The sequence below is a fragment of the Streptomyces sp. NPDC005811 genome, from assembly GCF_040630405.1.
Classification (GTDB): domain Bacteria; phylum Actinomycetota; class Actinomycetes; order Streptomycetales; family Streptomycetaceae; genus Streptomyces.
Genome location: NZ_JBEXXK010000010.1, coordinates 13,179 through 39,416, shown reverse-complemented (window position 1 = coordinate 39,416; position 26,238 = coordinate 13,179). Strand labels below are relative to the sequence as shown.

At 71.5% G+C, this 26,238-nt stretch carries 16 protein-coding genes; 10 read left to right on the top strand and 6 right to left on the bottom strand.

Annotated elements, in window-relative coordinates:
• Nucleotides 1-89: 89 nt before the first annotated feature.
• Nucleotides 90-1,211: a PP2C family protein-serine/threonine phosphatase gene (locus ABZ490_RS13035; protein ID WP_358988579.1), complete on the bottom strand. Its 1,122-nt coding sequence runs from the start codon at nucleotides 1,209-1,211 to the stop codon at nucleotides 90-92.
• Nucleotides 1,212-1,394: 183 nt separating this feature from the next.
• Between ABZ490_RS13035 and ABZ490_RS13030 the strand changes: the two genes are divergently transcribed.
• Entirely contained in the window at nucleotides 1,395-1,847 is a 453-nt protein-coding gene (locus ABZ490_RS13030; RefSeq protein WP_358988577.1) for a DUF5707 domain-containing protein, read from the top strand.
• Here the strand turns inward: ABZ490_RS13030 and ABZ490_RS13025 are convergent.
• Together ABZ490_RS13025 and ABZ490_RS13020 are read right to left on the bottom strand one after the other, a co-directional pair.
• On the bottom strand, nucleotides 1,844-2,791 hold the full coding sequence (locus tag ABZ490_RS13025; protein WP_358988575.1) for an NAD-dependent epimerase/dehydratase family protein: 948 nt from the start codon (nucleotides 2,789-2,791) through the stop codon (nucleotides 1,844-1,846). The two genes, ABZ490_RS13030 and ABZ490_RS13025, sit on opposite strands and share 4 nt — an antisense overlap.
• Before the next feature lie 57 nt (nucleotides 2,792-2,848).
• Nucleotides 2,849-6,331, bottom strand: coding sequence for a DNRLRE domain-containing protein (locus tag ABZ490_RS13020; RefSeq protein ID WP_358988573.1), 3,483 nt, complete (start codon nucleotides 6,329-6,331; stop codon nucleotides 2,849-2,851).
• 348 nt (nucleotides 6,332-6,679) lie between these two features.
• Here ABZ490_RS13020 and ABZ490_RS13015 point away from each other — a divergent pair, with 348 nt between their 5' ends.
• Together ABZ490_RS13015 and ABZ490_RS13010 are read left to right on the top strand one after the other, a co-directional pair.
• Nucleotides 6,680-14,875, top strand: a complete 8,196-nt coding sequence (locus ABZ490_RS13015; RefSeq protein WP_358988840.1) for an RHS repeat-associated core domain-containing protein — start codon at nucleotides 6,680-6,682, stop codon at nucleotides 14,873-14,875.
• Nucleotides 14,875-15,294, top strand: coding sequence for a hypothetical protein (locus ABZ490_RS13010; protein ID WP_358988571.1), 420 nt, complete (start codon nucleotides 14,875-14,877; stop codon nucleotides 15,292-15,294). Before ABZ490_RS13015 ends, ABZ490_RS13010 begins: the two co-directional genes overlap by 1 nt.
• Nucleotides 15,295-15,361: 67 nt before the next feature.
• On the opposite strand, the gene ABZ490_RS13005 is transcribed toward ABZ490_RS13010, so the two are convergent.
• Nucleotides 15,362-16,018, bottom strand: coding sequence for a DUF6518 family protein (locus ABZ490_RS13005; protein WP_358988569.1), 657 nt, complete (start codon nucleotides 16,016-16,018; stop codon nucleotides 15,362-15,364).
• A gap of 105 nt (nucleotides 16,019-16,123) precedes the next feature.
• Here ABZ490_RS13005 and ABZ490_RS13000 point away from each other — a divergent pair, with 105 nt between their 5' ends.
• On the top strand, nucleotides 16,124-16,345 hold the full coding sequence (locus ABZ490_RS13000; RefSeq protein ID WP_358988567.1) for a cold shock domain-containing protein: 222 nt from the start codon (nucleotides 16,124-16,126) through the stop codon (nucleotides 16,343-16,345).
• Between the two features lie 4 nt (nucleotides 16,346-16,349).
• Here ABZ490_RS13000 and ABZ490_RS12995 read toward each other — a convergent pair whose 3' ends face one another.
• Both ABZ490_RS12995 and ABZ490_RS12990 read right to left on the bottom strand, forming a co-directional pair.
• Complete coding sequence (locus ABZ490_RS12995) at nucleotides 16,350-17,120, bottom strand: hypothetical protein (protein ID WP_358988565.1); 771 nt, start codon at nucleotides 17,118-17,120, stop codon at nucleotides 16,350-16,352.
• A gap of 127 nt (nucleotides 17,121-17,247) precedes the next feature.
• Entirely contained in the window at nucleotides 17,248-17,859 is a 612-nt protein-coding gene (locus ABZ490_RS12990; protein WP_358988563.1) for a hypothetical protein, read from the bottom strand.
• 333 nt (nucleotides 17,860-18,192) lie between these two features.
• On the opposite strand from ABZ490_RS12990, the gene ABZ490_RS12985 reads away from it, so the two are divergent.
• From ABZ490_RS12985 to ABZ490_RS12960, 6 genes are all read left to right on the top strand, one after another.
• Nucleotides 18,193-18,603 carry a hypothetical protein gene (locus tag ABZ490_RS12985; RefSeq protein WP_358988561.1) on the top strand — a complete coding sequence of 137 codons (411 nt, stop codon included), beginning with the start codon at nucleotides 18,193-18,195 and terminating at the stop codon, nucleotides 18,601-18,603.
• Nucleotides 18,604-18,691: 88 nt separating this feature from the next.
• A complete protein-coding gene (locus ABZ490_RS12980) occupies nucleotides 18,692-19,879 on the top strand; it encodes a sensor histidine kinase (RefSeq protein ID WP_358988559.1) in 1,188 nt (395 codons plus the stop codon).
• 53 nt (nucleotides 19,880-19,932) lie between these two features.
• A complete protein-coding gene (locus ABZ490_RS12975) occupies nucleotides 19,933-20,673 on the top strand; it encodes a response regulator transcription factor (protein WP_358988557.1) in 741 nt (246 codons plus the stop codon).
• A gap of 224 nt (nucleotides 20,674-20,897) precedes the next feature.
• Nucleotides 20,898-22,694 carry a fatty acyl-AMP ligase gene (locus ABZ490_RS12970; RefSeq protein WP_358988556.1) on the top strand — a complete coding sequence of 599 codons (1,797 nt, stop codon included), beginning with the start codon at nucleotides 20,898-20,900 and terminating at the stop codon, nucleotides 22,692-22,694.
• Complete coding sequence (locus tag ABZ490_RS12965; RefSeq protein ID WP_358988554.1) at nucleotides 22,691-24,487, top strand: acyl-CoA dehydrogenase family protein; 1,797 nt, start codon at nucleotides 22,691-22,693, stop codon at nucleotides 24,485-24,487. The genes ABZ490_RS12970 and ABZ490_RS12965 overlap by 4 nt, the downstream gene beginning before the upstream one ends.
• Nucleotides 24,484-26,196, top strand: coding sequence for an acyl-CoA dehydrogenase family protein (locus ABZ490_RS12960; protein ID WP_358988552.1), 1,713 nt, complete (start codon nucleotides 24,484-24,486; stop codon nucleotides 26,194-26,196). Before ABZ490_RS12965 ends, ABZ490_RS12960 begins: the two co-directional genes overlap by 4 nt.
• Nucleotides 26,197-26,238: the final 42 nt, after the last annotated feature.

Below are 26,238 nucleotides of genomic sequence, written 5' to 3'. Positions count from 1 at the left end.
TGAATGTTCAAAGCCCGGAGGCATGAGAACTTCATACGGGGCAGGTGGCAGGGGGTGCGGAGGGCTTTGCGCTGTCCTGGGGCCGGCGGTCAGACGGCCGTGCGGCGGATCGCCACTGCCGCCGCGTCGTCGTCGAGGTGGCCGTGGACGTGGGTCAGCAGGTCGTCCTGGAGGTGGTGCAGGAGGTCGTCGGGGTCGTCCTTGGTCCAGTTCGGCAGCCGGTCGGCGAGGGGGTAGAAGACGCCGTCGGTGTCGCGGGCCTCGATGACGCCGTCGGTGTAGAGGAGCAGGAGGTCGCCGGCCTCGAAGGGGAAGGTCTGGACGGTGTAGGTGGTGATCCCGAAGGCGCCGCCGAAGCCGATCGGGAGGTGGCTCGCCCGGGTGATGAGGGGGGTGAGCCGGTGGTCGCGCAGGAGGAGGGGCGGGGGATGGCCGCAGGTGATGAGGTGGACGACCGGTTCGTGGTCCGGGATGTCGAGCAGCGTGGCGGTGGCGAAGTCCTCGTCGGTGTCCTGCTCCGCCGGTGGCCGCCACTGGCCGGTGTCCCAGCGGAACGCGGCGTCCAGATGGACGGCGAGGCGGGGGAGGGTGGCCTGGCGGTGGGCGGCCGCGCGGAAGGCGCCGAGGAGCAGGGCGGCGTTGCCGATCGCGGCCAGGCCGTTGCCGCGTACGTCGCCGATGAGGAGGCGGGTGCTGTGGTGGTCGGTCCGGGCGGCCGCGTACAGGTCGCCGCCCAGCTCGGCCTCCTCCTCGGCGGGGAGGTACAGCCCGGCGATCCGCAGCGGCCCGGCCTGCGAGGGCAGCGGCTGCAGCAGGACGCTCTGTGCCGCCTCGGCCACCGACCGCACCCGGCGCAGCTGCCGTTCCCGCCGGTCCCGGACCACGCAGATGGCGACACAGATGCAGGAGACGACGACCAGGGCGGCGATCTGCGCCTGGATGTTGGCGCTGCCCAGGACGCCCCTGAACACGCCGATCAGCACCTGGGCCGCCACGGCGAGGGCCCCCGTCAGCGCCGTCACCCGGGCGCCGGCGAACGCCACAGTGATCGCGGGTGCCGCCACCAGCAGGGGACCGAGATGGATGTGCGGCGGTGCCAGCACATCGACCACACAGACCGTGACGATCAGCACCAGGGGGATCACGAGCAGCGCGGGTGCGTGACCCGGCCGCCAGGAACGCCGGGCGTCCGGCCGTGGTCGAAGGGCCATGCCCCCAGCGTCCCACCTGCCTCGGCCTCCGGCGGGGTGCGGCGCTCCGATCACCCAGGCCGGGTTGAGCCTCCGTACTCAGGCCCGGGGCGGCCCCGCCTTGCGAGCATCGGTGCAGCGGCGCGGTCGAGAGCGCCGGCTACCTCAGCCGAGAGTGTCCGAGCCAGTTACGGAGATCCCGTCATGTCCCGTCGTATCGCCCTGTCCGTCGTCGCCGGCGCCGTCGTCCTCGCAGGTGCCGGGGCCTTCGCTCTCGCCCACGCCGCGGACCCGGCGCCCGCCCTGACGCACAGCACCGCCCGCTACACCGCCCCCGACGGCGCGCGCGACGGCTCGTTCACCTTCTCCACCCAGGTCGAGGCGTCGTCCGGCGTCAAGAGCCTGAAGGTACTGGCCTGGCCGGAGAAGTCCGGACTCGCGAAGAAGCAGCCGACCGCCGGGGAGATGCGCCAGGCGGAGTCCGCCCGGTGCACGCCCGCCGGTGCGGACACCGTGCGGTGCGTGTACACGGTCACGGTGCCCGCCGCGGACGCCGCCTCCTTCCCGCGCGGCTCCTGGCATGTCGCCGCGCTCGCCACCGCCGACGACGGCACCACCACCCTGGACACCGAGGCGGTGGACTTCACCGTCGGCTAGCCGAGCGTGGGCGCGAGCGTCCGCCGGTACCAGCTCTCGTACCGGGCGAACCGTTCGCCGAAGGACCCCGGTGCGTGGTCGAGGGCGGCCCACAGGGGCGTCCCGTCGAACCAGTGGTCGGTGACCAGCAGATCCAGGTCGTGCCGCGAGACCCCGCGCTCGCGGCACCAGGCGTGGGCCTCGTCGAGCGTGAGGTCGCGCCGCGGCCGGGGGACGGACGCGAGGCGCGCGACCGTGTCCAGGAGCGTGTGCCAGGGCACGGGCTCGGGGTGGCAGGCGTGGTAGACGGGCGCGGTGAGCCGTTCGGCGGGGGCCAGGGCGGCGGAGACCAGGGCGTGGGCCAGGTCCTCGGCCGTGATCAGGGAGACCCGGGCGCGCCAGCCCTCCACCGTGCCGGGCAGGCCGCGCAGCAGCCGGGCCAGCGCGGGCACCACCCGGGTGTCGCCCTCGCCGTACACCAGGTGGGGGCGTACGACCGTGCCGCCGGCGGCCAGGACGGCGTCCTCGCCGGCCGCCCGGGTCCGTGAGGTGGCCGAGACCGGTGCGCGGTCCAGGTCCTGCGGCCGGGCCCGGCGGAAGGTGCCGCGCCCGTACACGGCGGCGGTGCTGAGGTGGACGACACGGCCGACGCCGGCCCGGCGGGCCTCGGCCACGAGCGCCGCGGTGCCGCGCGCGTTGACCGCCTCGCACAGCGCGTCCGGGCCGCCGATCTGCGCGGCGCAGTGCAGTACGGCGTCGGCGCCGTCGCACAGGCCGTGCAGCGAGGCCGGGTCGGTCAGATCGGCGGGGACGACCGTCGTGCCCGGCGCACCGGGGCGCACCGGGCTGCGATGGGCCGTCAGCCGGAGGGCGAGGCCCCGGCGCTCGGCCTCGCGGACGACGTGCCGGCCGATGAATCCCCCGGCTCCGGTGATCACCACGGTGGGCTTGGTCGGGTTCTTCACGGGGACACCCTGCTCAGCGAACGAGCGGCTGAAACAGCAGGAGCGCCGGGCCGGAGGTCAGCCCAGACGCTGCACCGTGTCCCAGCCGCTCGACCGCAGCGTGGTCGACGTACCGAGGCTGGTGGCGCCGCCCTGGTGGAGGAGCAGGGCACCGGCCGCGTTGGTCGTCCAGATGTCCGGGATGCCGTCGCCGGTGACGTCCGGGGTGCCGTAGATCAGCGGGTAGGCGGTGTACGTGAAGCTGGACGCGGCGTAGGTGTCGTCGCCGTCCAGGCTCCAGCCGGACTGGCCGAGGCTCTTCAGGACCGTGCCGACCCCGTCGCTGTCGAGGATGCCCTTGCGCAGGATGAGGTTGCCGGCCGCCGTGCGGTACGTCATGTCGGCCGCGCCGTCGCCGTTGTAGTCGGCGATCGCCACGAAGTCACGGGCCTTGTCCGCCCACGAGGTCGTGGTCATCTGCACGGCCTCGCTGAACGTGCCGCCGCTGTAGCCGGTGAACACCCACAGCTCGGCGCCGTCGACGCCGCCCGCCACGAACAGTTCGGGCTGTCCGTCGCCGGTGATGTCGCCCGCCGACTTGATCTCCGAGAAGGTGGCGGGGTCGGGCGCGTTGGCGGGCAGGCGGATCTCGACGCGCTTGCTGACGTCGATCGCGCCGTAGCCGTCGCCCGGGTAGAGGAAGAGCCGGCCCTCGGGGGTGCGGACCATCCAGTCGGTGACGCCGTCACCCGGCGCGAAGTCACCGTTGTGGGTGACCAGCGCGTAGGTGCCGGTGCCGTCCCAGATGTGCGGGGCGGTGCCGCCGTCCTTGATCAGGGTGCCCTTGTCGTGGGTGCCGAAGGCGCTGGACACCCAGGTGCCGTCCTGTGACACCGAGTCGATCCAGAGGTTTCCGGCGGCGGTGACATGGGCGAAGTCGGCGTCGCCGTCCCCGTTCAGGTCGCCGGGGCCGTCGGCGGTCGAGCGGGGCTGGACGTAGAAGAAGTACTTGCGGGCGTTGGGCGAGATGTTGCCCGCCGAGTCCACCGACTTCACGTACAGCGTGTTGGGTCCGGCGGCCGGCGGTTTGATACCGGTGATGGTGGCCGTCTTGACGGCCGTGGTGCAGGACTTGGTGAGTCCGCCCGAGGTGCCCTGCACCCCGCCCGAGCAGGCGTAGCCCGCGTAGCTGGTGGAGTTGATCGACCAGACGAACTTCACGATGTCGGTCTCGGAGGACGAGCCGACCGCGAAGGTGAAGCTGCCCGTGTTGCCGAAGGGCTTGACGGACCACACGTCGGGCTCGCTGTCGCCGTCGTCGTCACCGGGGAAGTCGGTCGAGACGACCGGGGCGGGGGAGTCGGGCAGATCGGTGTCGTAGGTGAACCGGCACACGCCGTCGCCGCCGGTGGGCGCCCAGCCGCTGCTGACCTTGGCGTCCCAGGCGCGCACCCGCCAGGAGTAGGTGACGCCGGTGGTCAGGGACGACTTGATGGAGACCCCGCCGACCTCGCCGTCGTCGACGGCCTTGGTGAAGGTCTTCGTCGTGGTGTCGGCCTTGCCCGTCTGCCAGAGCTGGAACTCCAGCTTGGTCAGGTCGCTGTCCGGGTCGGTCGCCTTGCCGCTGATGGTGATGGTGTCGCCCTTGCCGACCTTGATGTACGGCGAGGCGGAGGTGTCGCAGGAGCCGGGGCTCATGGTCACGGAGGTCGGCGTGTTCGGCTTCCGGTTGTATGTGATGGACAGCGAAGGGGAGCCGTCGCCCTCGGCCTTGAACTTCTTCCAGGAGTAGGTGTCCGTCTCCAGGCTGCTGGAGGAACCCGTCGGCGCGGAGGACGAGGTCGAGGCCACCAGGCCCAGGTTGAAGCTGGTCACGCCGTCGTCGGCGGCGTCCTGGGCCAGCGAGGTGACGGTGAAGTTGACGTACGCGTCCGGGCAGGAGCTGTTGGACTTCCAGCCGTAGGCGAAGGACTTCGAGGTGATCTTCCGCTTCCAGGACGGCTGGCGGTTCCAGGTGGTCTTGGAGGTGAAGTCGCCGGTGCCCCAGAGCTGGACCGTGCGCTTGCTGCACGACCAGGAGTGGGTCTCCAGGAGCTTCAACGTGGCGCTGGAGACGTCCGCGCCCTTGATGGAGTTCCTCAGCTTCATCCGGAAGAAGGAGCGGGCCGTGCCCCAGGTCTCCCGCTCGAAGCCGACGCGGGCTTCCTTCGTGTCCTCGTTGTAGTTCGCGCCGTCGTAGAAGCTGGAGCTCGGGTACCGCTTGTAGACCGTGGTCCAGTTGGCGCGGATACCCGTGGTGGAGGGGTCGAGGAACAGCGGGTAGGTCAGGTCCTCGGTGTCCGCGAGATAGTTCGCGGGCGGGGTGATGGTCAGGACGTCGCCGGAGAACGCGGCGGCGGCGGTGGCGGCGTGGGCGCCCTCACCGGGGCCGTTCACGGCGGGCAGTGCGAGGGTGTCGGAGGCGGCGGCCGGTACCCCGTCGGAGGCCGCGGCCGGCGCTCCGTCGTAGGCGACGGGGTCGGCGTTGTTCCTGGTGGCGTCCGGGTTCTCGTTCGGGACCTCGTCGGCCGGCACGTCGTCCGGGTTGTCGCGCGCGGGGGCCTCCTCGACGGACTCGGGGCCCTCGTTGGTGCCGGTCGCGGCGTCCGGGTCGGCGGACTCCTCGTCCGCCGTGTGCGTCCCGGCGGAGTCCCACAGGAACGGGGTCGGGGAGACGGCGATCTCGTTGCCCGACGCGTCCTTCGCGGTCAGCACGTCGGTGCCGGGGTCGAGTGTGAAGCTCAGGTCTGCGGAGGTGACCCGGTAGCGCGGCGGGTCGGCGGCGAGCCGCTCGGCCGCCTCCGGGGTGTGCACGACCAGGACGTGGGTGAAGCCGGTGTCCCGGGCGGACAGCATCAGGTCCACGCCGGGCAGGACGCCCTCGTACAGCGCCCGGTTGTCCTCGACGACGGGCTCGGGCAGTTCGCCCGGCCACGCGAACGCGATCTCGTGGCCTTCGGCGGTCATCGTCAGCAGCGGCGTCCAGGAGCCGGAATCGGCCACCGGGCGGATTCCGCTTCCGGTCCGGAACACCGCCGGGCGAGCGGCCGTACCGGAGGAATGCGCCGCTGCTTTACCGGCCGAACTCCCTCCGTTTCCGCCCGCCGAGAAAGTCACCGGATAGGGACTGTTGACGGTCCGCCAGCCCTTCCCGCTCTTGCGCAGACCGGTGTCGACCGGCGCCCATTCACCCCGCGCGTTCTTCGCCCGCAGCGGTGCCACGGAAACCGTGTAGGTGAACGTGCCGTCGGGATTGGCGTAGGTGGTCGAGAACTCATCGGTGAGTGTGGCGACTTCGACCTTCTTGCCGCTCTTGCGCGCCCGCTGCTGTGCCAGGTCCTCGTCGACCGGTTGCGCGGCCCGCTTGGTCCCGGCGTCGGTCACGGTGTCGCCGTCGTCCCGCAGCGCGAACAGGGCGCCGCCGCCGGCCAGCACGGCCAGCGCCACGGCCGTGGCGAGGGCACGGCGAACGGGCCGTCTGCCAGGGGGACTTGGTTCCAGGGCGGGGTCGAGGTCGCTCAAGGGGCCCTTCTCCACAACAGGCTGGACCGCGGTCCGGCGGGCGCCGCCGCGGCATGGCGCTCGACGCGCCGGATTGGGCGGTTGGAGTATGAACAGCTCCTCCCGGCCAGATCAACACCCTTTGATCAGGACTGAGTTGGCAACGGCGGCGCAAAGACCCCTGGAGCGTTTCTTTGCCGTTCTTTGTCTGATTTTGATCAGTGACATAGCTAACACAGATTCAGGGAACCTTGACGCGGATCTTCACGATGTCTTTATTTTCGTGCTCGGTCTGTAAGTCCACGCTCACCAAGCGCCATTGCGTCGAGTGTTTCTGCTGGATTGTGACGGGGGAAGGTCAACTTGGCCGTGCATACGGTGCTGTCCTGGTGCGGCAGGGGTTCGCTGGCGAGATCGCCGCGTGAACGACTGGTCCGTCGCAGAACACGGGTCGGCGTCATCGCCGGTCTGGTTCTCGCCCTCAACGTCGCCCTGCTGCCCGGTGCCGTGGCCTTCGGGCCCAGCGACCCCCGTACGACCGTCGAGCTGGAGGACCTCCAGGAGACGGACGCCGTCCCGGCCGACGAGAAGCTGACCGACAACCTGGAGGAACTCGCCGGCTCCGCCGCGACCGACCCCCAGCGGGCCTACGCTCCGGCGGCGGTCGCCGAGGTCCCGGAGGCCTCCGGGACCAAGGCCGTCGACGCCGTGACCGCGGGCGGCACGACCGAGGTCGCGAAGTCGGCCGACGGCACGATGTCCATCGGCGTCGGCGCCCCCGAGGGCGCCACCCCCGCCGAGGCCGACGCGCTCGAAGGCCAGTGGAGCGTCGCCGCGGCGCCCGAGGCGGACGCGGTCGCGAGCGGAGCCCAGGGTTTCCTGCTCGCGGTCGACGCGCCCGACACCGCCACCGGTGACGCGGTCGTCTCCATCGACGCCACCAAGCTCGCCGAGACCTACAGCGCCCAGTGGCTCGACCGGCTCTCCTTCACCCTGATGCCGGCCTGCTACGCGACCACCCCCGACCTGGAGGAGTGCTCCACCGGCATCCCGGTGACCACCGAGGTCGAGCGCACCGGCGACACCGCCACGGTGGCCGTCGACGCCGGTGACTCCTCGGGCTCCGAGGCGGACACCGGCGAGGACACCGCGGGCGACGAGGTCACCGGTTCCACCGACACGACCATCGAGGTCCCCGAGACCTTCGTCAACGTCACCCTGGACACGGCCGACCTGGCGTCGGTCGGCAGCAGCGCGTCCACCACCAACACCGCGGTGAGCACGGATGCCGGCGGTGTCGACTCCGCCGTCTGGCACGAGGACGCGGCCGGCGCCGTCCGGCAGATCGCGGACTCCTCCGGCGGAGGCCTGCTGGTCGGCAGCTCCTACGGCGCGGGCTCGGGCGGCGACTTCGGCGCCAGCCCCATCGTCTCGGCGGGCTCCTGGACGGCGGGCGGCTCCTCCGGCGCGTTCAGCTACTCGTACACGATGGCCGCTCCGCAGGTCCCGGCCGGACCGACGCCGAACGTCACCCTCAGCTACAACTCACAGACCTCCGACGGCCGTACGTCCTCCACGAACAACCAGGTCTCCTGGGTCGGCGAGGGCTGGGACTACAACCCCGGCTCCATCACCCGTACGTTCGTGGGCTGCGCCGCGGACACCGCCGACGCCAACAACGCCAAGCACTTCACCGGCGACCAGTGCTGGGGCTCGTACAACGCGGTCCTCTCCCTGAACGGCACCACCACCGAGCTGGTCCGTGACGACACCACCAAGCAGTGGAAGGGCGCGCGCGGCGAGAACATGCGCGTCGAACTGCTCGACGCGGCCGACTACAAGGCCCTCACCGGGATCGACGGCTCCCACAACGGCGACAACAACGGCGAGTTCTGGCGGATCACCACCGACGACGGCACCCAGTACTACTTCGGCCTGAACCGGCTGCCCGGCTGGACCTCCGGCAAGGCGGAGACCGACTCGGTGCTGAACGTCCCGGTCGCGGGCAACCACTCCGAGGACCCCTGCCACGCCGCGAAGTTCGAGGACTCCTTCTGCGACCAGGGCTGGCGCTTCCAGCTCGACTACGTCGTGGACACCACCGGCAACGCGATGTCGCTGTGGTGGGAGAAGGAGAAGAACGCCTACGCGCGCAACATGAAGGAGAAGCCGGCGGTCTCCTACGACCGTGGCGGCTACCTCTCCCACATCGACTACGGCCAGCGCGCCACCACGCTCTTCTCCGACGAGCCGCTCGGCCGGGTGAAGTTCAACGCGCGGGAGCGCTGCTTCGACGATCCCGCCCTGAACGTGGCGTGCTCGAACACCAACTTCGACTCCAAGCAGTCCGACCGGACGCGGCCCTGGTTCGACACCCCCGCCGACCTCGCCTGCGCGAGTGGCGGCAAGTGCACGACGTACGCCCCGACGTTCTGGTCCCGCAAGCGCCTCGCCTCCGTCGACGCCTGCACCCAGCGCGAGCAGGGCGTGAAGCTGACCGAGTACACCTCGGACGCCGACGGCAACGAGACCGGCCAGCGCAACGCCTGCGGCCTGGACGGCGACACGGTGACCACGACCGCGCTGTCCAAGGTCGACTCCTGGGGCCTGAAGCAGTCCTTCCCGTGGAACCTGACCGGTGAGTACACGGCGCTGTGGCTGGAGTCCGTCACCCGCACGGGGTACGCCGTGGACGGCTCCACCGACCGCCTCAACCCGGTCTCCTTCGGGCACAACGAGAAGGCCCTGCCCAACCGGGTCAGGAACGGCTCCTCCGACAAGGACCCGCTGTTCGCGCGGCTGCGCGTCCAGGACGTCGTCTCCGAGTACGGCGGCCGTACCCACGTCGACTACAAGGACCCCGAGGGCAAGTGCCTCACGGGCGCCGACCGCCCGGCGATCGACAAGAACCACTCCCTCTGCTACCCGGCGTACTGGCACGCCGACGGTGAGCTGGAGGACAAACGGATCTCCTGGTTCCATAAGTATGTCGTCGAGAAGATCACCGAGTTCCCGCGTCTCGCCGACGCGCAGGACATCGTGACGACGTACACGTACGAGACGGACGGCGACGCCGTCGACGGCGCGCTGTGGGCGAAGAGCCAGTCGGAGTTCTCCCGCCCCAAGAAGCGCACCTGGGACGACTTCCGCGGCTTCCCCCTCGTCACCACGACCACCGGCACCACGGACGCCGCCGACGGCGGCGTCGCCTCCAAGTCCGTCACCCGCTACTTCCGCGGCATGAACGACGACGTCCTGGCGGACGACACCCCGGAGAAGGCCTCCGACGACGTCAAGCGCTCCGTCGTGACGACCGACGTCACCGGTGCGACGCTGGGGACCGACCGCAAGGCGTACGCGGGCATGGTCGCGGAGTCGCTGACCTACCCGGACGCGTCCGCCGACACCACCACCGGCTGGGTCGCCCGCACCGTCAACTACCCCGACGCCCCGGTCCGCCTCGCCACCCGCAACCGCACCGACGGCCCGGACGTGGTCTCCGAGCGGGTGACGCTCGGCAAGACCTCGACGATCTCCAAGGCCTCCGGCAAGGCCGCCGACGGGCTGACCCTGCACACGGTCACCACCGAGACCGAGTACGACTCCACCTACGGTCTGCCGACCAAGGTCCGTGACTACGGCGACACGGCCGTCTCCGGCGACGAGTCGTGCACCGCGACCTCGTACGTCGACAACACCTCCGGCACCACCTACCTGGTCGGCCTGGTCGCCCGGACCGTCACCACCACCGGCACCAGCACCTGCTCCACCGACCTCTCCAGCTCCACCGGCGCCACCCTGGTCACCGCCTCGCGCATGTTCTACGACGGCGCGACCTCGTCCACCGCCACGCCCACCAAGGGCCTGGTCACCCGGACGGAGACGCCGACCGGCGCGGGCACCGGCTGGGACACCGCCAACCCCGAGTCGCGCACCGAGTACGACTCCACCGGCCGGGTCACCAAGGTCACCGACCCGACCGGCGTGTACAACACCACGGCCTACACGCCGACGAGCGGGCAGGTCTACAAGATCGAGACGGTCACCGGCAACAAGGTCGTCGACGGCGCCGTGGTCGCCGGCTTCACCGACACCACGACCCTGGAGCCCGGCCGCGGCACCACGATCAAGTCCACGGACGCCAACGGCCGCAGCGCGACGTACGACTACGACCCGCTGGGCCGCGCCGTCGCCGCCTGGGACGCCACCCAGACCGCCACCGACGACCCGACGGTCAAGTACACCTACAACATCGACCCGAAGAAGCCGGTCTCGGTGGTGACGGAGTCCCTCTCCGACAACCCCGGCACCGCCGCGGGCGACGGACGGTACGAGTCCTCCACCACGATCTACGACGGCCTGGGCCGGGAGCGCCAGACCCAGACCCCGGCGGTGGACGGCGGCCGGCTGATCACCGACACGCTCCACAACAGCGCCGGCCAGGTCCGCTACACCCGCAACGCGTTCTACATGGAGGGCGACCCGGGCACCGACCTGGTCGTCCCCGCCTCCGAGTCCCTGGTCCCCAACGCGACCGCGTACACGTACGACGGTCTGGGCCGGGTCCTCACGGTCACCCCGGTGCACAGCTCCTACCCGCAGACGGGCGAGTCGTTCACCAACGCGGGCAAGACGGTGACCACCACCGACCGCCGCACCCGCTACGAGTACGCCCTGGACTACACGGTCGTGCGCCAGCCGAAGGGCACCCCCGCGTCCCGGGTGTGGACCGACGCGCTGGGCCGCACCACCCGCCAGGACACCTTCAGCGACACCTCGCTGACCGAGGCCGGCGCGATCACCACGACGTACGACTACGACCTGCGCGGTGACATGGTCACCAGCACCGACGACGTCGGCAACACGCGGACCTGGAAGTACGACGCCCTGGGCCGGATCACGGACACCACCGACCCCGACGCGGGCGCCACGCACACCGACTACGACGCCTACGGCCGGGTGGACAAGGCGACGGACGCGCGCGGCCAGACGGTCGCCTACTCCTACGAGCGCCTGAACCGTGTCGAGCAGGTCAAGGTCACCCCCAAGGGCTCGACCACCGCCACCCTCGCCCAGACCTACGCCTACGACGGCGCGACGGGCGGCAAGGGCCAGCTCGCCTCCGCCACCCGCTACACCGACGGCAAGGCCTACACCACCACCATCGGCGGCTACACCGCCGACTACCAGCCCACCGACATGACCACGGCCCTCCCGCCGGGTTCCACCGCGGGGCTGACGGCCGACGGTTTCGCCACCCAGTACAAGTACAGCTACCAGTACAACGAAGACGGCCAGCTGGAGACCTACACGGCCCCGGCGGCCGGCGGCCTCGACGCCGAGGACGTCATCACCCGCTACAACCGGGCGGGCCTGCCCACCTCCATCTCCGGCAAGGACTGGTACACCTCCGAGGCCTCCTACTCCCCCTACGGCCAGGTCCTGCGCTCCACCATCGGCGAGCAGGGCCACCGGCTGTGGCAGGAGAACACCTTCAACGAGTCCACCGGTGAGCTCCTCACCAGCAGGCTCGTCCGGGAGGCCGCTACCCCCGACACCGCGGTCGTCCCCGGCAGCGAGGTCAGCAAGCGGTCCTACTCCTACGACCCGTCGGGCAACGTCCTGTCCGTCGCGGACCGCATGGGCACCACCACCGACCAGCAGTGCTTCACCTACGACACGCTCGGTCAGCTGAAGCAGGCGTGGACCACGCCGGGCGGCGGCGCCTGCACCGCCTCCGGCAAGTCGACGGCCGAACCGGTCTACTCCGACGGCACGGTCAACGTCTCCTCCAACAACTCCGGTTACTGGCAGTCCTACGACTACGACGTCCTCGGCAACCGCACCAGGAAGACGGCGTACAAGGCCGACCCGACCTTCACCTCCGGGGTGCGCGACACCAAGGGCGACGTCGTCACCGACTACCTCTACGGCACCAGCGACACCGCGAAGAACGACCAGCCGCACACCCTGACCTCCTCCACCGCCTCGTCGACGACGGCGGCGGGCGCGGCGGTCAAGACCCGCTCGACGCAGACCTACGACGCCGCGGGCGAACTGGAGACCCGCTCCACCGGCGGCGACACCGCCCAGACCCTCACCTGGACCTGGGACGGCAAGGTCGAGTCCGTCACCGGCTTCGGCGCGGACGGCTCCGGGGCCTGGGTCGGGGCGAGCGAGCTCTGCGTCGACCTGAGCAGCTCCAGCACGACCGCCGGCACCGCCCTCCAGGTCTGGGCCTGCAACGGCAGCAAGGCGCAGAACTTCCGCATCCAGGCCACCGACGCCAACAGCGACGGCACGGTCGAGGACGCGACCCTCGGACAGTTCGTGGTGGCGGGCCGCTGTGCCCAGCCGAACGGCACCGCCGCGGGTTCGGCCGTCCTCATCCAGGCCTGCGACAACACGGTGGCGGCGCAGCGCTGGCAGACGCTGAGCACCGGGCAGATCAAGCACGTCCCGACCGGACTGTGCCTGTCCACGTCCGCCGCGACGGCCGGCACCGACCTGACGCTGGCCGCCTGCAACTCGACGGTCGCCACCCAGCTGTGGAAGCCCTCGGCGAAGACGACGTACGTGTACGACGCCATGGGCAACCGGCTGCTGGAGCGCACCGCCAACGGCGCGGTGCTGAACCTGCCCGACACCAAGGTCTCGGTGACCCTCACGGGCAAGGTCCGCTACGCGGAGCGCACCTACGCGGGCATCGGCGGACCGTCGGTCACCCGCTACCGCGAGCAGGCCTCGACCGGCACCTCCGAGCAGGTCTTCGCCCAGGCGACCGACCTCAACGGCACGCCGCTGGCGGAGGTCCGCCTCGACGGCGGCATGTCCGTCCGGGTCGCGAAGCGGGACCCGTGGGGCGAGGACCGCTCCACCAACCTCAACCCGCGCTCGCACACCGGCTTCCACACGGGTGACGACGACGCCGAGACGGGTCTGACGCACATGGGGGCGAGGGAGTACGACCCGGGCACGGGCCGCTTCCTCTCCGCGGACCCGGTCCTGGACGACAGCGACCCGCTCCAGGCGAACGGCTACTCGTACGCCAACAACAACCCGGTGACGCACGCGGACCCGTCCGGCCTCACCTCCTCGGCCTCCAGCTTCGACGCCTCGATCGCCGCGCTGGACGCGAAGATCGCCGAGTACCAGAAGACGCTGAACCGCTCCATCGGCGATGTGATCCTCGCGACCGGCTGGGCCGTGTTCAAGGAGTTCATCGGCTGGAACGACGTGGTCGGCTGCTTCACCCAGGGCGACCTGTGGGCCTGCGGCAGTCTGCTGATGGACGCCATCCCGTGGACGAGCGTCTTCTCCAAGGGCAAGAAGATGTGGCGCGCCTTCAAGGGCACCATGAGCGCGGTCAAGGCGTTCAAGGTGGCCAAGCGCGCGGCCGAGATCGGCATGAAGGCGGCCAAGGCGGCGAAGACCGCGCTGATCCGCGCGAAGAAGGCGGCGGAGGCGGCCGCGGCGGAGGCCAAACGCAAGGCCAGGGAAGCCGCGAAACGCGCCGCGGAGGCGGTGAAGAAGAAGGCGCAGACCGGCTCGAAGGGCGCCAAGGGCAACCCGGTCCAGGCCAAGGCCCGCGCCCAGGCCCAGTCGAAGGGCTCGAAGGGCGGCGGCAAGGCGGAGAACAAGTCCGGCGGGTCGCGGAACGGGTCGGGCAAGGAGGACTCGGGCGGCGGGTCCGGTGGTGAGGGCGCCAGTTGCCCGGTCAACAGCTTCACGCCGGACACCAAGGTTCTGATGGCCGACGGCTCCACCAAGCCGATCAAGGACGTCAAGGCCGGCGACAAGGTCCTGGCGACCGATCCGGAGACGGGCGAGACCACGGCGGAGACGGTCACCGCCGAGATCAAGGGCAAGGGCATCAAGCACCTGGTCGAGGTCACCATCGACACCGACGGCACGAAGGGCGCGAAGACCGCCCAGGTCACCGCGACCGACGGGCACCCCTTCTGGGTCCCGGAACTCGGTGAGTGGGTCGACGCCACCGACCTGAAGGCCGGTGAGTGGCTGCGCACCGGCGCCGGAACGCTGGTCCAGATCACGGCGGTCGAGCGGTGGACGGCGCTGGATGCCACGGTCCACAACCTCACCGTCAGCATGTTGCACACGTACTACGTGCTGGCGGGGCGGACCCCGGTCCTCGTCCACAATCAGAATTGCGGGCCGGACGACGACGCCGCGGGCTATGCGGACGTCTACCTGGACAGGGAACAAGGGCACGCGTCGATCGCGGTGACGCACGACGGCCCGCCGGTCCACACCGAGGCGGGTTCCCAGGTGGGGCAGGACTCCATCGTCGGCCTGAGGGATTCTGCTCACTCTCCCGGCACCGATGTCATCCGAGTACCTCTGCCGAACGCCAGGCGAGCACGTCAGGCGCAGGACTACTACCTGGACGACAACAACCTGGGACCGCACGACAACAAGCTGAACAACTGTGTGACGTTCTGTGCCATGATCCTCAAGGCCGGCGGATACGAGATGCCGGTCTCGACATCGTCGGAAATCGCGAGCTGGCTGCTGGAAACCACCTTTGAGAGAAGGAAGCTGTGATGGCGGGCGAATGGGATTGGCTCAGGGCTCCGCAGCCGGGCAGCAAGGTCCCGGAGGCCCTCTACGCCCCGACGGCATCACCTTCCCTGAATCTCGGTGTCCAGGTCATCGGCAGCAACATCGTCGGCAACGACGTGGTCGAAATCGCGGCGCAATACATGGCCGAACATGCGCGGTTCGAAATGTGGATGGCAAGTCACGAGCCTCGCCTGGGATTTCAGCGGCAGGACGAGCTGGGCCAGGCGCCCTTCGAGTCGATGCTCGAGGCGTACAGGGCGTGGGTCGCGTTCGAGACCGCCTACCAGGCGTCCGGCAGACGAGTCGACCGTGTGCGCGACGAGCGGGAGGAACTGAAGGCCGCCCTGCGCAAGGCGGTGGACATCCTCGTGCACGCTCGTGTCGAAGAGCAGAACGGCTGAACAGCCGAGCACGTCCGGCCATCGGAGCCTCACCGGAGTCATCACCGGGGAGGCTCCTTTGGTGACCTCAGGCGGAGACCGCCCGCAGGGGCAGTTCGACGAGGGCGTACGCGAGGAGTGCGCACGGTACGGCCGTCGCCAGGGTGAGGGCGCGCTCCCGGTGCGTACGGGCCAGGAGCAGCGGGACGAGGGCGGACACGGCGAAGCAGCTCCAGGCCTGCGACGCGTAGTGGAGGTCCCGGGCGGCCATCGTCCCCTCCATCCCGAAGAGGCCGGCGAACGCGGCCAGGCCGACGACACGGCGCCGTACGTCCTCGCCCCGTCGCCACCAGTACGCCGCGACGCCGAACAACGGCCCGGCCACGCAGGCCATCCCCAGCCAGACCAGCGGGAAGAACAGGGACCCCATGCCGTCGCGCCCGGCCTCGGCGTACCCGTAGTACCCCACCACCAGCCCGGCCTCCGCGCACAGTCCGCCGACCGCGGACCGCCGTATCGAGCCGGATCCGACGGCGAGCAGGGCGCCGGCGGCGAAGGCGACGGCCGACCAGACGGCCCCGGAGTTGGCGAGCTGGTTCCAGGCTCCCGGGAGCCGGCCCTGGGCCAGGTTGGTGAGCACGCCGAGCAGCACCCCGCCGACGGTCGTCCCCGCCACCATCGCGCCCCACCCGCCGAGACCGCTCCCGGGTGCCGCCAGGCCGTCCTGGGTCGTGGTCGTCGCCATGCAAGCCTCCACCGTCGCGCTCGAACTCCCGCGCACTATACATGCGGTGTATACGCGCGGCGTATAGTCAGTCGCGTCGGCGGCGGCTCCCGTAGGATTTTCGCCATGGTGAACGCGACGGTTCGTGAGTGGTACGACGAAGAAGGATGGGGCGTGCTCGACTCGCCCGAGACGCCCGGCGGTTGCTTCGGTCACTACTCCGACATCCAGCAGCCTGGCTTCCGGACTCTGTCCGCCGGGCAGCAGGTCGAACTCGTCTGGGAAGCCCCCGGCTTCAAACAGGACGGGTACGACTACCGCGCGGTGAGCATCGTGCCCCGGTCCTAGGCTCTCACCGTGAGCGCGGGGCCGCGCCGTCGCTCAGATCGTCCGAGCGCAGCAGGCGCAGGAACGCCTTCACCCCCGCGATGATCTCCTGGTTGTCCGTGAGGCGGTTCACCGTGGACTCGAACTCGCGGCCCAGCGCGGTGAGTCGGCGGTCCGTCCCCTCCGCCCGGTCGTGCGTGCTCAGGGCCAGCGCGTCCACCGTACGGCGGAGTTCGGCGAGTGCCTTGTACTGTTCCTCCGCCTTCTCCTCCAGGACCCGTGTTCCGGCCTCGGCGCGGTCCAGCCGGGCACGGAGCTCCACGACGTCGTCCCGCGGGTACGCGACCTCCTTCAGGAGGGTGCCCAGGCGGCGGCGGAGCTGGCCGAAGTAGGCGCCGGCCGGGCGGAAGAAGGTGCTCAGGAGGAAGAACGCGGCGAACCAGTAGCCCGTGAACTCGCCCGTCGCCCAGGTGACCGCCATGACCGTCGCCGCCGTCAGGAGATGGCCCGCCACCGCCGCCCGGAGCATCACGCGGGCTATCCGCGCCGCCTCCTTGTCCCGGGCCGCGGAGATCTCCAGCCCCTTCTCACGGCTCACCGCGATCTCGGCGAGCACCGCATGCGCGCGGAAGTAGAGGTTCCAGGGGAGGGTCAGCAGGAGCGTCAGCCACAGCAGGCTCAGGACGCCCGCTCCGACCGCGAACACCACCGCCGTCGGCGCGCCCGCCACGTGGGCGAGGATCAGCGCTCCGGCCGCCGCCACGACGGCCAGCACCGCCCCCAGAAATCTGCCCATGCCCCCGGCTCCCGTCCCCATGTCCTGCGCAATGTCCTGCGCAATGTCCTGCGCAATGCCCTGTGAAATGTCCTGCGAACAGGCCCATCGTCCCCGGGGCGGTGCGGCTTGGCATGAGTAGGCGTACTCAGCCCGCGGCCGGCCGGCCGGGGACGGGGAGCGCGGGGGTTCCGGCGGTGGTGGCGGCCGGGACGCGGCGGGACAGGGAGGTGAAGGAGACGAGGAGCAGCGTGGCGCCGAGGGGGATGAGGTCCTTGTCGACGAGGGGGAGGAGGAGGTCGCAGAGGACGAGGAGCGGCGTCCATGCCTTGACGCGGCGGGTCACGGCGAGCAGGAGGACGAGGGCGAGCATGCCGCCGTAGAAGAGGTAGGGGCCCACCTGGTAGACGACCGGGGAGACCCCGGGCAGCGCCGAGACCCGGGTGATGGCCTCGCTCATCGTCTCGTGGTCGTCGGTGAGGGCGCCGGCCACGACGTCGATGGTGAACTGGGCGGTCAGGCACAGGGCGCCGGCCGTGGCGACCGCCGACACCGCGGTGGCGAGCCGGCTGTTCCCCGCCATGCGGCTCATCTCGCCGAACGCGATCGTGAACAGGGTCATGGCCGCGATGAAGGCCAGGTGTCCGACGGTCCAGGCGGTGCCCGGGCCGCGCACTCCGTCCAGGCCGTCCACGATCCGGATCACTCCGTACGTGAAGGTCAGCAGGGGGGCGCCGAGGAAGGCGGTGCGGGGGGTCATGGGTGAGGCTCCTTGGGAGGAAGGGGTGGAGACGGCTGCTGCCTCCGTCATCGTGGGCCTAGGGAGGGGGTGAGGTGATCGCCAGCCGGAGCGATCTTCCGGGTCCCTCGGGCGGGGTACGCCGTGCCCCGGGCTCATCGCGGCAGCTGAGATCCCCGGGAGGGCGGGGGAGTCCCGGGGTCGACCCGTAGGGGACCGGGGTCTCATCCCCCTACCTCTCAAGAGGGAGAGCGAATGATCAGCCCGGCGAGCGATGTGGTCGAGGGGGGTGGTCGGCGAATCTTGTGTCACGCCGGAAACCGGAGGTCCCGGGCGGCGGACAGGGGGAATGACATGAAGCGCCGTTACGCCGTCGGGCTCGCCACCGCCTGTGTGCTGTCCCTCGGGGCAGTGGGCGCGGGATGGGCCGTCGGGGAGGTCGTGGCCCGGCAGCAGGGGCCCTGGCCGTGCGGGGAGTCGGATGTGCTGGGCGGGTCGGGCAAGCTGACGGCCGACCCGGTGAGCGACCCCGGCAAGTTCCTGAAGCAGGCGAAGGACCTGTCGCAGGAGATCAAGGACCTGGCCGCGAAGACCGAGGACAAGGACGTGAAGGAGGGGCTCGAGAAGACCTCCGCGGACTACGACCGGATGATCGCCCGCTTCGACGGGGACGGCCTGGAGCTGTCCGACGTGCCCGCCCTGACGACCGACATGATGCGGCTCGACAAGGACTCCCAGGCCCTGGACGACGCCTGCGGCGTGTGAGCCGCCCGCCGAGCCCTGCCTCGCCGTTGCGCCGGGTGTTCTCCATCGGCCAGGCTCTCCCCAGTTCAGCCCGCCAGGAGGCCGTGACTTGTCCCCGTTCCCGCAGACGTCCGCGGCATGGGCCCGGTCGTTGCACCGGACCGCAGCCGGCAACCCCTATCTGCTCGACACCGCGCTCGCCCTGACCGCGGCGACCGTGTCGGTGCGCCTGCTGATCGCCAGCCGGCAGCCGGACGGCTCCCCGTGGCCCTGGTGGATGTACCTGCTGGCGGTCGCGACGGCCGCGCCGCTGCCCTGGCGGCGCAGGGCCCCCGTGCTGTGCATGGTGCTGGTCTGGGCGGCCCTCGGCCCCTATAGCCATCTGGCCCACGCCATCCAGCCGCAGTTCCAGTTCGCCGCGCTGATCGCGCTCTACACCGCGGCCGCCCACACCGCCCCGCGGACCCGGGCGGTGATCGCGGCGGCCACCGTGGTCATAGCCGTCCTGGGAACCCGGTCACTGGGCGGCGCCTTCAGCAGCATCCTGACGTTCGGCTGTGCGCTGATGCTCGGCTCGCTGGTCTGGACACAGCGTCAGCTCAACGAACAACTCGTGCGGCGGGCCGAGCAGTTGGAGCGCGAGCAGGAGGCCGAGGCGGCGAAGGCGGCCGCCGAGGAGCGGACCAGGATCGCCCGCGAGATGCACGACATCCTGGCCCACTCGGTCAGCCTGATGGTGGTCCAGGCCGAGGCGGGGCCGGTCGTGGTCCGTTCCGCGCCCGACCGCGCGGAGCGCGCCTTCGACTCCATCGCCGAGACGGGCCGCGAGACGCTGGTCCAGCTGCGGGCCCTGCTCGGCGTGCTGAGGGACGCGAACGAAACCGCGCAGACCGCTCCGCAACCGGGCCTGGCCGCCCTGCCCGAGCTGGTCGAGGGGGTGCGCCGCGCGGGTATCGACGTCCGGCTCGACGACGGCGGGCGGACCGCCCCCCTGTCGGCGGGGGCGGACTCGGCGGCGTACCGGATCATCCAGGAGGCGCTGACCAACGTGGTCAAGCACTCCACGGCCCGCACGGTCAGTGTCCGGCTCCAACGCGTCGACGACGGGCTGCGGTTGGAGATCGAGGACGACGGCGGCGACGGCCGGCGCCCGGTAGGGTCTGCGTCCGTGATCAGGAGCGGCCGGGGGCTGGTCGGGATACGTGAGCGGGCGGCGGCCTGCGGCGGCAGCGCCGAGGCCGGTCCGGGCCCCGAAGGCCGGGGCTTCCGAGTGGAGGCGACGCTTCCGCTGAGCTGAGGACGAGCGGGCCACGTGGTCGGCGGGACCCGTGCCCCGGAAGGAGAGCTGTCGTGGCGATTCGTGTGGTGGTGGCCGACGACCAGGAACTGGTCAGGACCGGATTCGCGATGATCCTGGACGCGCAGCCGGACATCGAGGTCGTCGCCGAGGCGGCGGACGGGGCCCAGGCGGTGGCCGCGGTCCGCGAGCACAGCCCGGACGTGCTGCTGCTGGACGTGCGGATGCCGGTCATGGACGGACTGACCGCCGCCCAGCAGGTCTGCGCGGAGAGCGACTGCAAGGTCATCATGCTGACCACGTTCGACCTCGACGAATACGTGCACACCGCGCTCAAGGCCGGGGTCAGCGGCTTTCTGCTGAAGGACGTACGGCGCGACGACCTCGTACACGGCGTCCGGGTCGTCATGGCCGGGGACGCCCTGCTGGCCCCCTCGATCACCCGGCGGCTGATCGCCGAGTACGCGCGCCCCCTGCCGCCGGGCGCCGCGCCGGCCCCGGGCGGGGCCCCCGCCCCGCTCTCCGCGCAGGCCTTCGCCGGGGAGGGCGAGGGCGGCGCGCACGGCCGGGCCGGAGAACCCCGGTCCCTGCTCCAGCAGCTGACCGCACGGGAGGAGGAGACCCTGCGCTGTATCGCCCAGGGCATGTCCAACGCGGAGATCGCCGCCGCGCTGGTGGTCAGTGAGCACACGGTGAAGACCCATGTCCGCAACCTTCTGGCCAAGTTGCAGCTCCGGGACCGGATCCACGCCGTGGTCTTCGCCTACGAGACCGGACTCGTCTCACCCGGCTGATCCCCCGCGCCGCACCGGCCTTGCAAGGTACGGCCGTTGCAACATGCTGCCGCCGGCAGCGGTGGACCGTACGGCGACAACTGGCCAGGATCGATGGTGTCGGGTTTCGGCGTCATGCGCCGGGACAACGCCCCAGGGCCGTTCCTGAGGGCCATGCCGATTTCTCACTGTCGACTCGTGCTGGGGGCGGAGCCTTGTCTTCTTCGGAATTCCTTCCGGATGCAATGTCGGTATTCTTCCCGGATTTCGTTCTTCAGCACGCCCGGGACCGACCGGAGCGGGCCGCCGTCGTCTTCGCCGGCCATGACACGCCGGACGAGACCGTCACGTACGCCGAACTGGACCGGTCGGCCCGTCGGATCGCGCACTGGCTCGGCGGCGCGGGGGTCGCCGAGGGTGACCGGGTGCTTCTGCTGCTGCCCACGGGGCTCGACTTCGTCAAGGCGTTCCTGGGCTGCATGTACGCCGGGACGGTCCCGGTGCCCGCACCGCAGCCGGGGGGACAGCGCCATCACCTCGCCCGGACGGCGGGGATCGCCAGGGACGCCGCCGTGTCGGCGGTGTTCACCGACGGGGACAGCCTGGCCGGGGTCGCCGACTGGCTGCGCGAGGACGGGTTCGGGACCGTGCTCTGCGAGACGCCCGCCGGGGCCGAGGCGGGCGGCGAGGCGACGGCGTGGCGCCGGCCCGGGAACGCGGGGCCGGGCGCGCTCGCGTTCCTCCAGTACACCTCGGGCTCGACCAGCGACCCCAAGGGCGTGATGGTCGCCCACGGGCACCTGGGGCACAACCTCGCCCTGATGCAGGCCGCCCTCCAGGTGGACGGCGACGACGACTTCTGCAGCTGGCTGCCGCTGTACCACGACATGGGCCTGATCGGACTGCTGCTCCTGCCGCTGTACCTGGGGTCGACGACCACGCTGTTGTCGGCGGTGGACTTCCTCAAGCGCCCCCAGCTGTGGCTGGAGATCGTGGACCGGCAGCGGGTCGCCGTCACCTCGGCGCCCAGCTTCGCCTACGACCTGTGCGCCCGCCGCCTCACCGACGACCAGGTGGCCGGCCTCGACCTGTCGCAGTGGCGCATCGCCTGCAACGGGGCCGAGCCGATCGACCCGGCCGTCCTGGAGAGGTTCGCGAAGCGGTTCGCCCCCGCCGGATTCCGCGGCGCGTCCTTCCTGCCCTGCTACGGCATGGCGGAGACGACCCTGTTCATCTCCGGGCGCCCGCCGGCGGAGGAGCCGCTCGTCCTCGACGTCGACCCGGCCGCGCTGGAGCAGAACCGGCTGCTTCCGGTCGGCCCCGACGGCACCGGGCGGCCCCTGGTGAGCTGCGGATCGGTGCGCGGACTGGACGTGCGCGTCGTCGACACCGTGTCCGGGGCGGAGGCGGCCGAGGGCCGGATCGGCGAGATCTGGGTCCGGGGCGGCAGTGTGGCGCGGGGGTACTGGGCCAACGAGGAGGAGACCCGCAGGACGTTCCACGCGGTGCCGGCGGGGGCCGAGGGGTCGGGGGAGCCGGGCTTCCTGCGCACCGGGGACCTCGGCGCGTTCCTCGACGGCGAGCTGTACGTCACCGGCCGGCTCAAGGAAATGATGATCGTGCACGGCCGCAATCTGTACCCGCAGGACATCGAGCGGGACGCGCGCGGTGTGCACCCGTCCCTGGGCACGCTGGCCACCAGCGTCTTCTCGGTGCCGGCGCCCGCCGAGGAGATCGTCGTCGTCCAGGAGGTCCGCCCGGCGCAGCTGGAGGACGCGACCCTGGCCGATGTCGTGGCGCGGATCCGTACGGTCGCCGCGGAGCGGCACGGCGTCCGGATCGGGAACGTGGTGCTCGTGCGGCCGGGCCGGGTCGAGAAGACCACCAGCGGCAAGATCCGCCGCGGCCTGATGCGCCGACGCTTCCTCGCCGGCGAGCTGGAGCCGCTGCACGAGGTCCTGGACACCGGCGTCCGCGCGGCGCGCGAGACGACGGCGGGCATCCCGGAGGCGGGCACGGCGGATGCGGGTGAGGCCGCATGAGTGGCGTGCGGCTCGTCGCGCCTCCGGAGCGGGTGTCCGTCGAGGCGCCGACGCATCCCCCCTTCGCGCTCGCACGGCAGTTCGACCGACTGCTCGGTGACCCGGACGATCCGTGCGAGGTGTTCTCCCACGAGCGGTGCGCCGCGCTGGACGCGGGCGAGGAGTTCCCCGCGGACGTCTGCCGGATGCTCGACGGCCTCGGACTGCCCGCGCACTACGTGCCCGAGGAGCACGGCGGGCGGCTGCGCAGCTACGAGGACGTCCTCCAGCTGATGCGGGTCGTGGCCGCCCGGGACCTCACCGTCGCCATCGCGCACGGCAAGACGTATCTGGGCGCGGTCTGCGTCTGGGTGGCGGGGACCCCCGAGCAGGCCGGACGGCTCGGCCGGGAGATCACCCGGGGCGCGGTCGCCTCCTGGGGACTGACCGAGCGGGAGCACGGCAGTGATCTGCTGGCCGGAGAGCTGACCGCGCTGCCGACGGGCGGCGGCTATCGCGTGGACGGCGAGAAGTGGCTGATCAACAACGCCACCCGGGGCCGTTTCGTCTCGCTGCTGGCCCGCACCGCGCGCGACGCCGGACCGCGTGGGCTGAGCCTGCTGCTGATCGACAAGGAGCGGCTGGCACCGGGCTCGTACCGGTGTCTGCCCGCCGCGCGCACCCATGGGATCCGCGGCGCCGACATCAGCGGTATCGCCTTCGAGGGCGCCGAGGTGCCCCGGACGGCGCTGATCGGCGAGGAGGGCACCGGTCTGGAGACCGTGCTCAAGAGCCTCCAGCTCACCCGCACGCTGTGCGCCGCGCTGTCGCTCGGGGCGGCCGACCACGCCCTGCGGCTCGGCACGGACTTCACCCTGGAGCACCGGCTGTACGGCAGCCTGCTGATCGACCTGCCGCAGTCCCGCCGGGTGCTCGGTGAGTCGTACGCCGATCTGCTGGCCGCCGAGGCGACGAGTGTCGTGGCGAGCCGGAGCATCCACGCCCTCACGGGGGAGATGAGTGTCGTCTCGGCGGCCACCAAGTTCGCGGTGCCGACGGGAATGGAGCAGCTCATCGGGCGGCTCGGGCAGCTCCTCGGGGCACGGGCCTTCCTGACGGAGACGTTCCGGCACGGGCGATTCCAGAAACTGGAGCGCGATCACCGGATCGTGAGCATCTTCGACGGCAATACGCTGGTCAATCTGAACATGCTGGTCAATCAGTTCACCAGCCTCGCCCGGAACTACCGCGAGGGCAGGACCGACGAGGCAGGGCTCGCCACCGCGGTGTCGCTGCGCGAACCGCTGCCCGCCTTCGACCGCGACCGGCTGTCACTGGTGGCCCGCCGGGGCGCCAGCGTCGTCCAGAGCCTGCCGGCGGCCACCGACGCGCTGCTCGCGCTGGTCGCCGACGGTGAGCTGCCGGCCTCGCTCGGCCCGCTCGCGGCACGGCTGCGGGAGACCGCCGACGAGGTGCACCAGCGGATGGCCGAGTACCGGCCCACCGCGCGGCAGGTGCCGGCCGACGCCTTCGCGCTGGCCAAGCGTTACACGCTGCTCTTCAGCGCGGCCTGCTGCGTCCAGCTGTGGCTGCGCAACCGGTCCGAGCGGCCCGAGGACGCCCTGCTGTGGCGCGACCCGGTCTGGCTGGAGGCCTGTCTGGGCCGGCTCATGGAGCAGCTGCGCCCCGGCGGCCGCGAGGACTTCGGCGCGTACGACCGTCTTCTCGGCCGTCTTCGCGAGCAGTACGACGCCGGCGCCCCCCTGACCCTGCTGAACCACCGCGAGAACGCCTTCGGGGGTGACCGGGCATGACGAGTACCGCACGGGAGCGGGTCGCCGACCTGGAGGCGCGGTTCGGCGATCCGTACGACGACGCCAACCCCCTCGGATACGCGGCCGTGCTGGCCGCCGACGAGCGGGGCGAGCTGCCCGCCGAGGGCGAGCGCATGCTCGACGACTTCTGCCTCAACGCCGAGTTCGTGCCGCAGGCGCTCGGCGGCCGGCTCACCCAGGCCGACGAGATGGCACTGGTCCTGCGCAGCGTGTTCCGCCGGGACTGCGCCCTGGGCCTCGGCTACGGCATCACCAACTACATCGCGGCGGCGCCCGTCTGGGCCTCCGGCAGCGCGCCCCAGCAGCTCTGGATGGCCGACCTGCTGCTCGCGGGCGGCAAGGCGGCGGCCGGATACAACGAGCTGGCGCACGGCAACGACTTCACCCGGGTGGAGCTGGCCGCCACCCGGCACGGCGACGACCTGGTGCTCGACGGCGGCAAGCAGGTGGTCAACAACCTGGCCCGGGCCGACGCCGCCGTCTTCCTCGCCCGGACCTCCGCGGCGGCGGGCCCGCGCAGCCACTCGCACGTCCTGGTCGACCTGCGGGACCTGCCCGGGGACCGGCACCGCCGGCTGCCGCGCTTCCCCACGGCCGGAGTCCGCGGCTGCCGTATCGGCGGCGTCGAGTTCACCGCCTGCCCGGTGCCGCAGGACGCCGGTACGGGCATCGTGGGCGGCGCCGGACGGGCCATGGAGACCGTGCTGAAGGCCTTCCAGACCACGCGCGGCGTCCTGCCGGGCGTGGCGCTCGGCGGGGCCGACACCCAGCTGCGCACGGTGGTGGACTTCGCCCTGGAGCGACGGCTGTACGGCCTCAGGGTCGCCGATCTGCCGTACACCCGGGCCACGCTGACGGCCGCCTACCTGGACCTGCTCGCCGGGGACTGCCTCGCCACCACGGCGGCGCGAGCGCTGCACGTGCTGCCGGACCAGACCAGCGTCTACACCGCGGCGGCCAAGTTCCTGGTGCCGAAGATGATCCAGGAGTCCAGCCATGCGCTGGCCACCCTGCTCGGAGCCCGCTCGTATCTGCGGGAGGGCCCCTACGGGATCTTCCAGAAGCAGCTGCGCGATCTGCCCGCGGCGACCTTCGGGCACGCCAACAGCACGGTCTGCCTGGCGACGATCATCCCGCAGCTGTCCCAGCTCGCGCACCGGAGCTGGTCCGGACAGGGCGCGCCGGCCCCGGCGGAGCTGTTCCGCTTCGGCGGAGCCCTGCCCGCGCTGGACTTCGGCCCGCTCGCCGTGAACGCCCGGGGCGCCGACGGTCTGGCCGGTGAACTCCTCGCCGCGGCGGCTGAGTTCGCGGACGAACCGGTGCTCGGTGCGCTCTGCGGGGCCTTCACGGCCGAGCTGGCGGAGCTGCGCGAGCGGTGCGCGGCGCTGCGGCCCCGGGAGCGGACGGTGACGGCGGGCCCGGAGTCCTTCGTGCTCGCCGAGCGGTACACCGTCGTGCTCGCCGCCGCGGCCTGCCTCGGGTACTGGCGGCACGGCGAACGGCCGGGCTCCGGCACCGGGGACGCGCCCGCCTGGCTGCTCGGCGCCCTGCACCGGCTCGCGGCCCGGCTCGGGCGCGGCGCGCCGCTGCTGCCGGACGGGATCGAGAGCCGCGTCTGGGACGACCTGACGCACCGCCACGAGGAACGCCTGAGCTTCGACACCGCCGCGCTGCGCCTCGCCGGCTGAACCGGGCGAACCCCCGGACCCACCGGCACCCACCACAACAGC

Bases quoted from the DNA above. Each gene is read 5' to 3' on its own strand.
- ABZ490_RS13000 (WP_358988567.1), top strand. From the start codon at position 16,124: ATGGTGAACGCGACGGTTCGTGAGTGGTACGACGAAGAAGGATGGGGC.
- ABZ490_RS13010 (WP_358988571.1), top strand. From the start codon at position 14,875: ATGGCGGGCGAATGGGATTGGCTCAGGGCTCCGCAGCCGGGCAGCAAG.
- ABZ490_RS12990 (WP_358988563.1), bottom strand. From the start codon at position 17,859: ATGACCCCCCGCACCGCCTTCCTCGGCGCCCCCCTGCTGACCTTCACG.
- ABZ490_RS12960 (WP_358988552.1), top strand. From the start codon at position 24,484: ATGACGAGTACCGCACGGGAGCGGGTCGCCGACCTGGAGGCGCGGTTC.
- ABZ490_RS12970 (WP_358988556.1), top strand. From the start codon at position 20,898: ATGTCGGTATTCTTCCCGGATTTCGTTCTTCAGCACGCCCGGGACCGA.
- ABZ490_RS12965 (WP_358988554.1), top strand. From the start codon at position 22,691: ATGAGTGGCGTGCGGCTCGTCGCGCCTCCGGAGCGGGTGTCCGTCGAG.
- ABZ490_RS12995 (WP_358988565.1), bottom strand. From the start codon at position 17,120: ATGGGCAGATTTCTGGGGGCGGTGCTGGCCGTCGTGGCGGCGGCCGGA.
- ABZ490_RS13030 (WP_358988577.1), top strand. From the start codon at position 1,395: ATGTCCCGTCGTATCGCCCTGTCCGTCGTCGCCGGCGCCGTCGTCCTC.
- ABZ490_RS13035 (WP_358988579.1), bottom strand. From the start codon at position 1,211: ATGGCCCTTCGACCACGGCCGGACGCCCGGCGTTCCTGGCGGCCGGGT.
- ABZ490_RS12985 (WP_358988561.1), top strand. From the start codon at position 18,193: ATGAAGCGCCGTTACGCCGTCGGGCTCGCCACCGCCTGTGTGCTGTCC.
- ABZ490_RS13005 (WP_358988569.1), bottom strand. From the start codon at position 16,018: ATGGCGACGACCACGACCCAGGACGGCCTGGCGGCACCCGGGAGCGGT.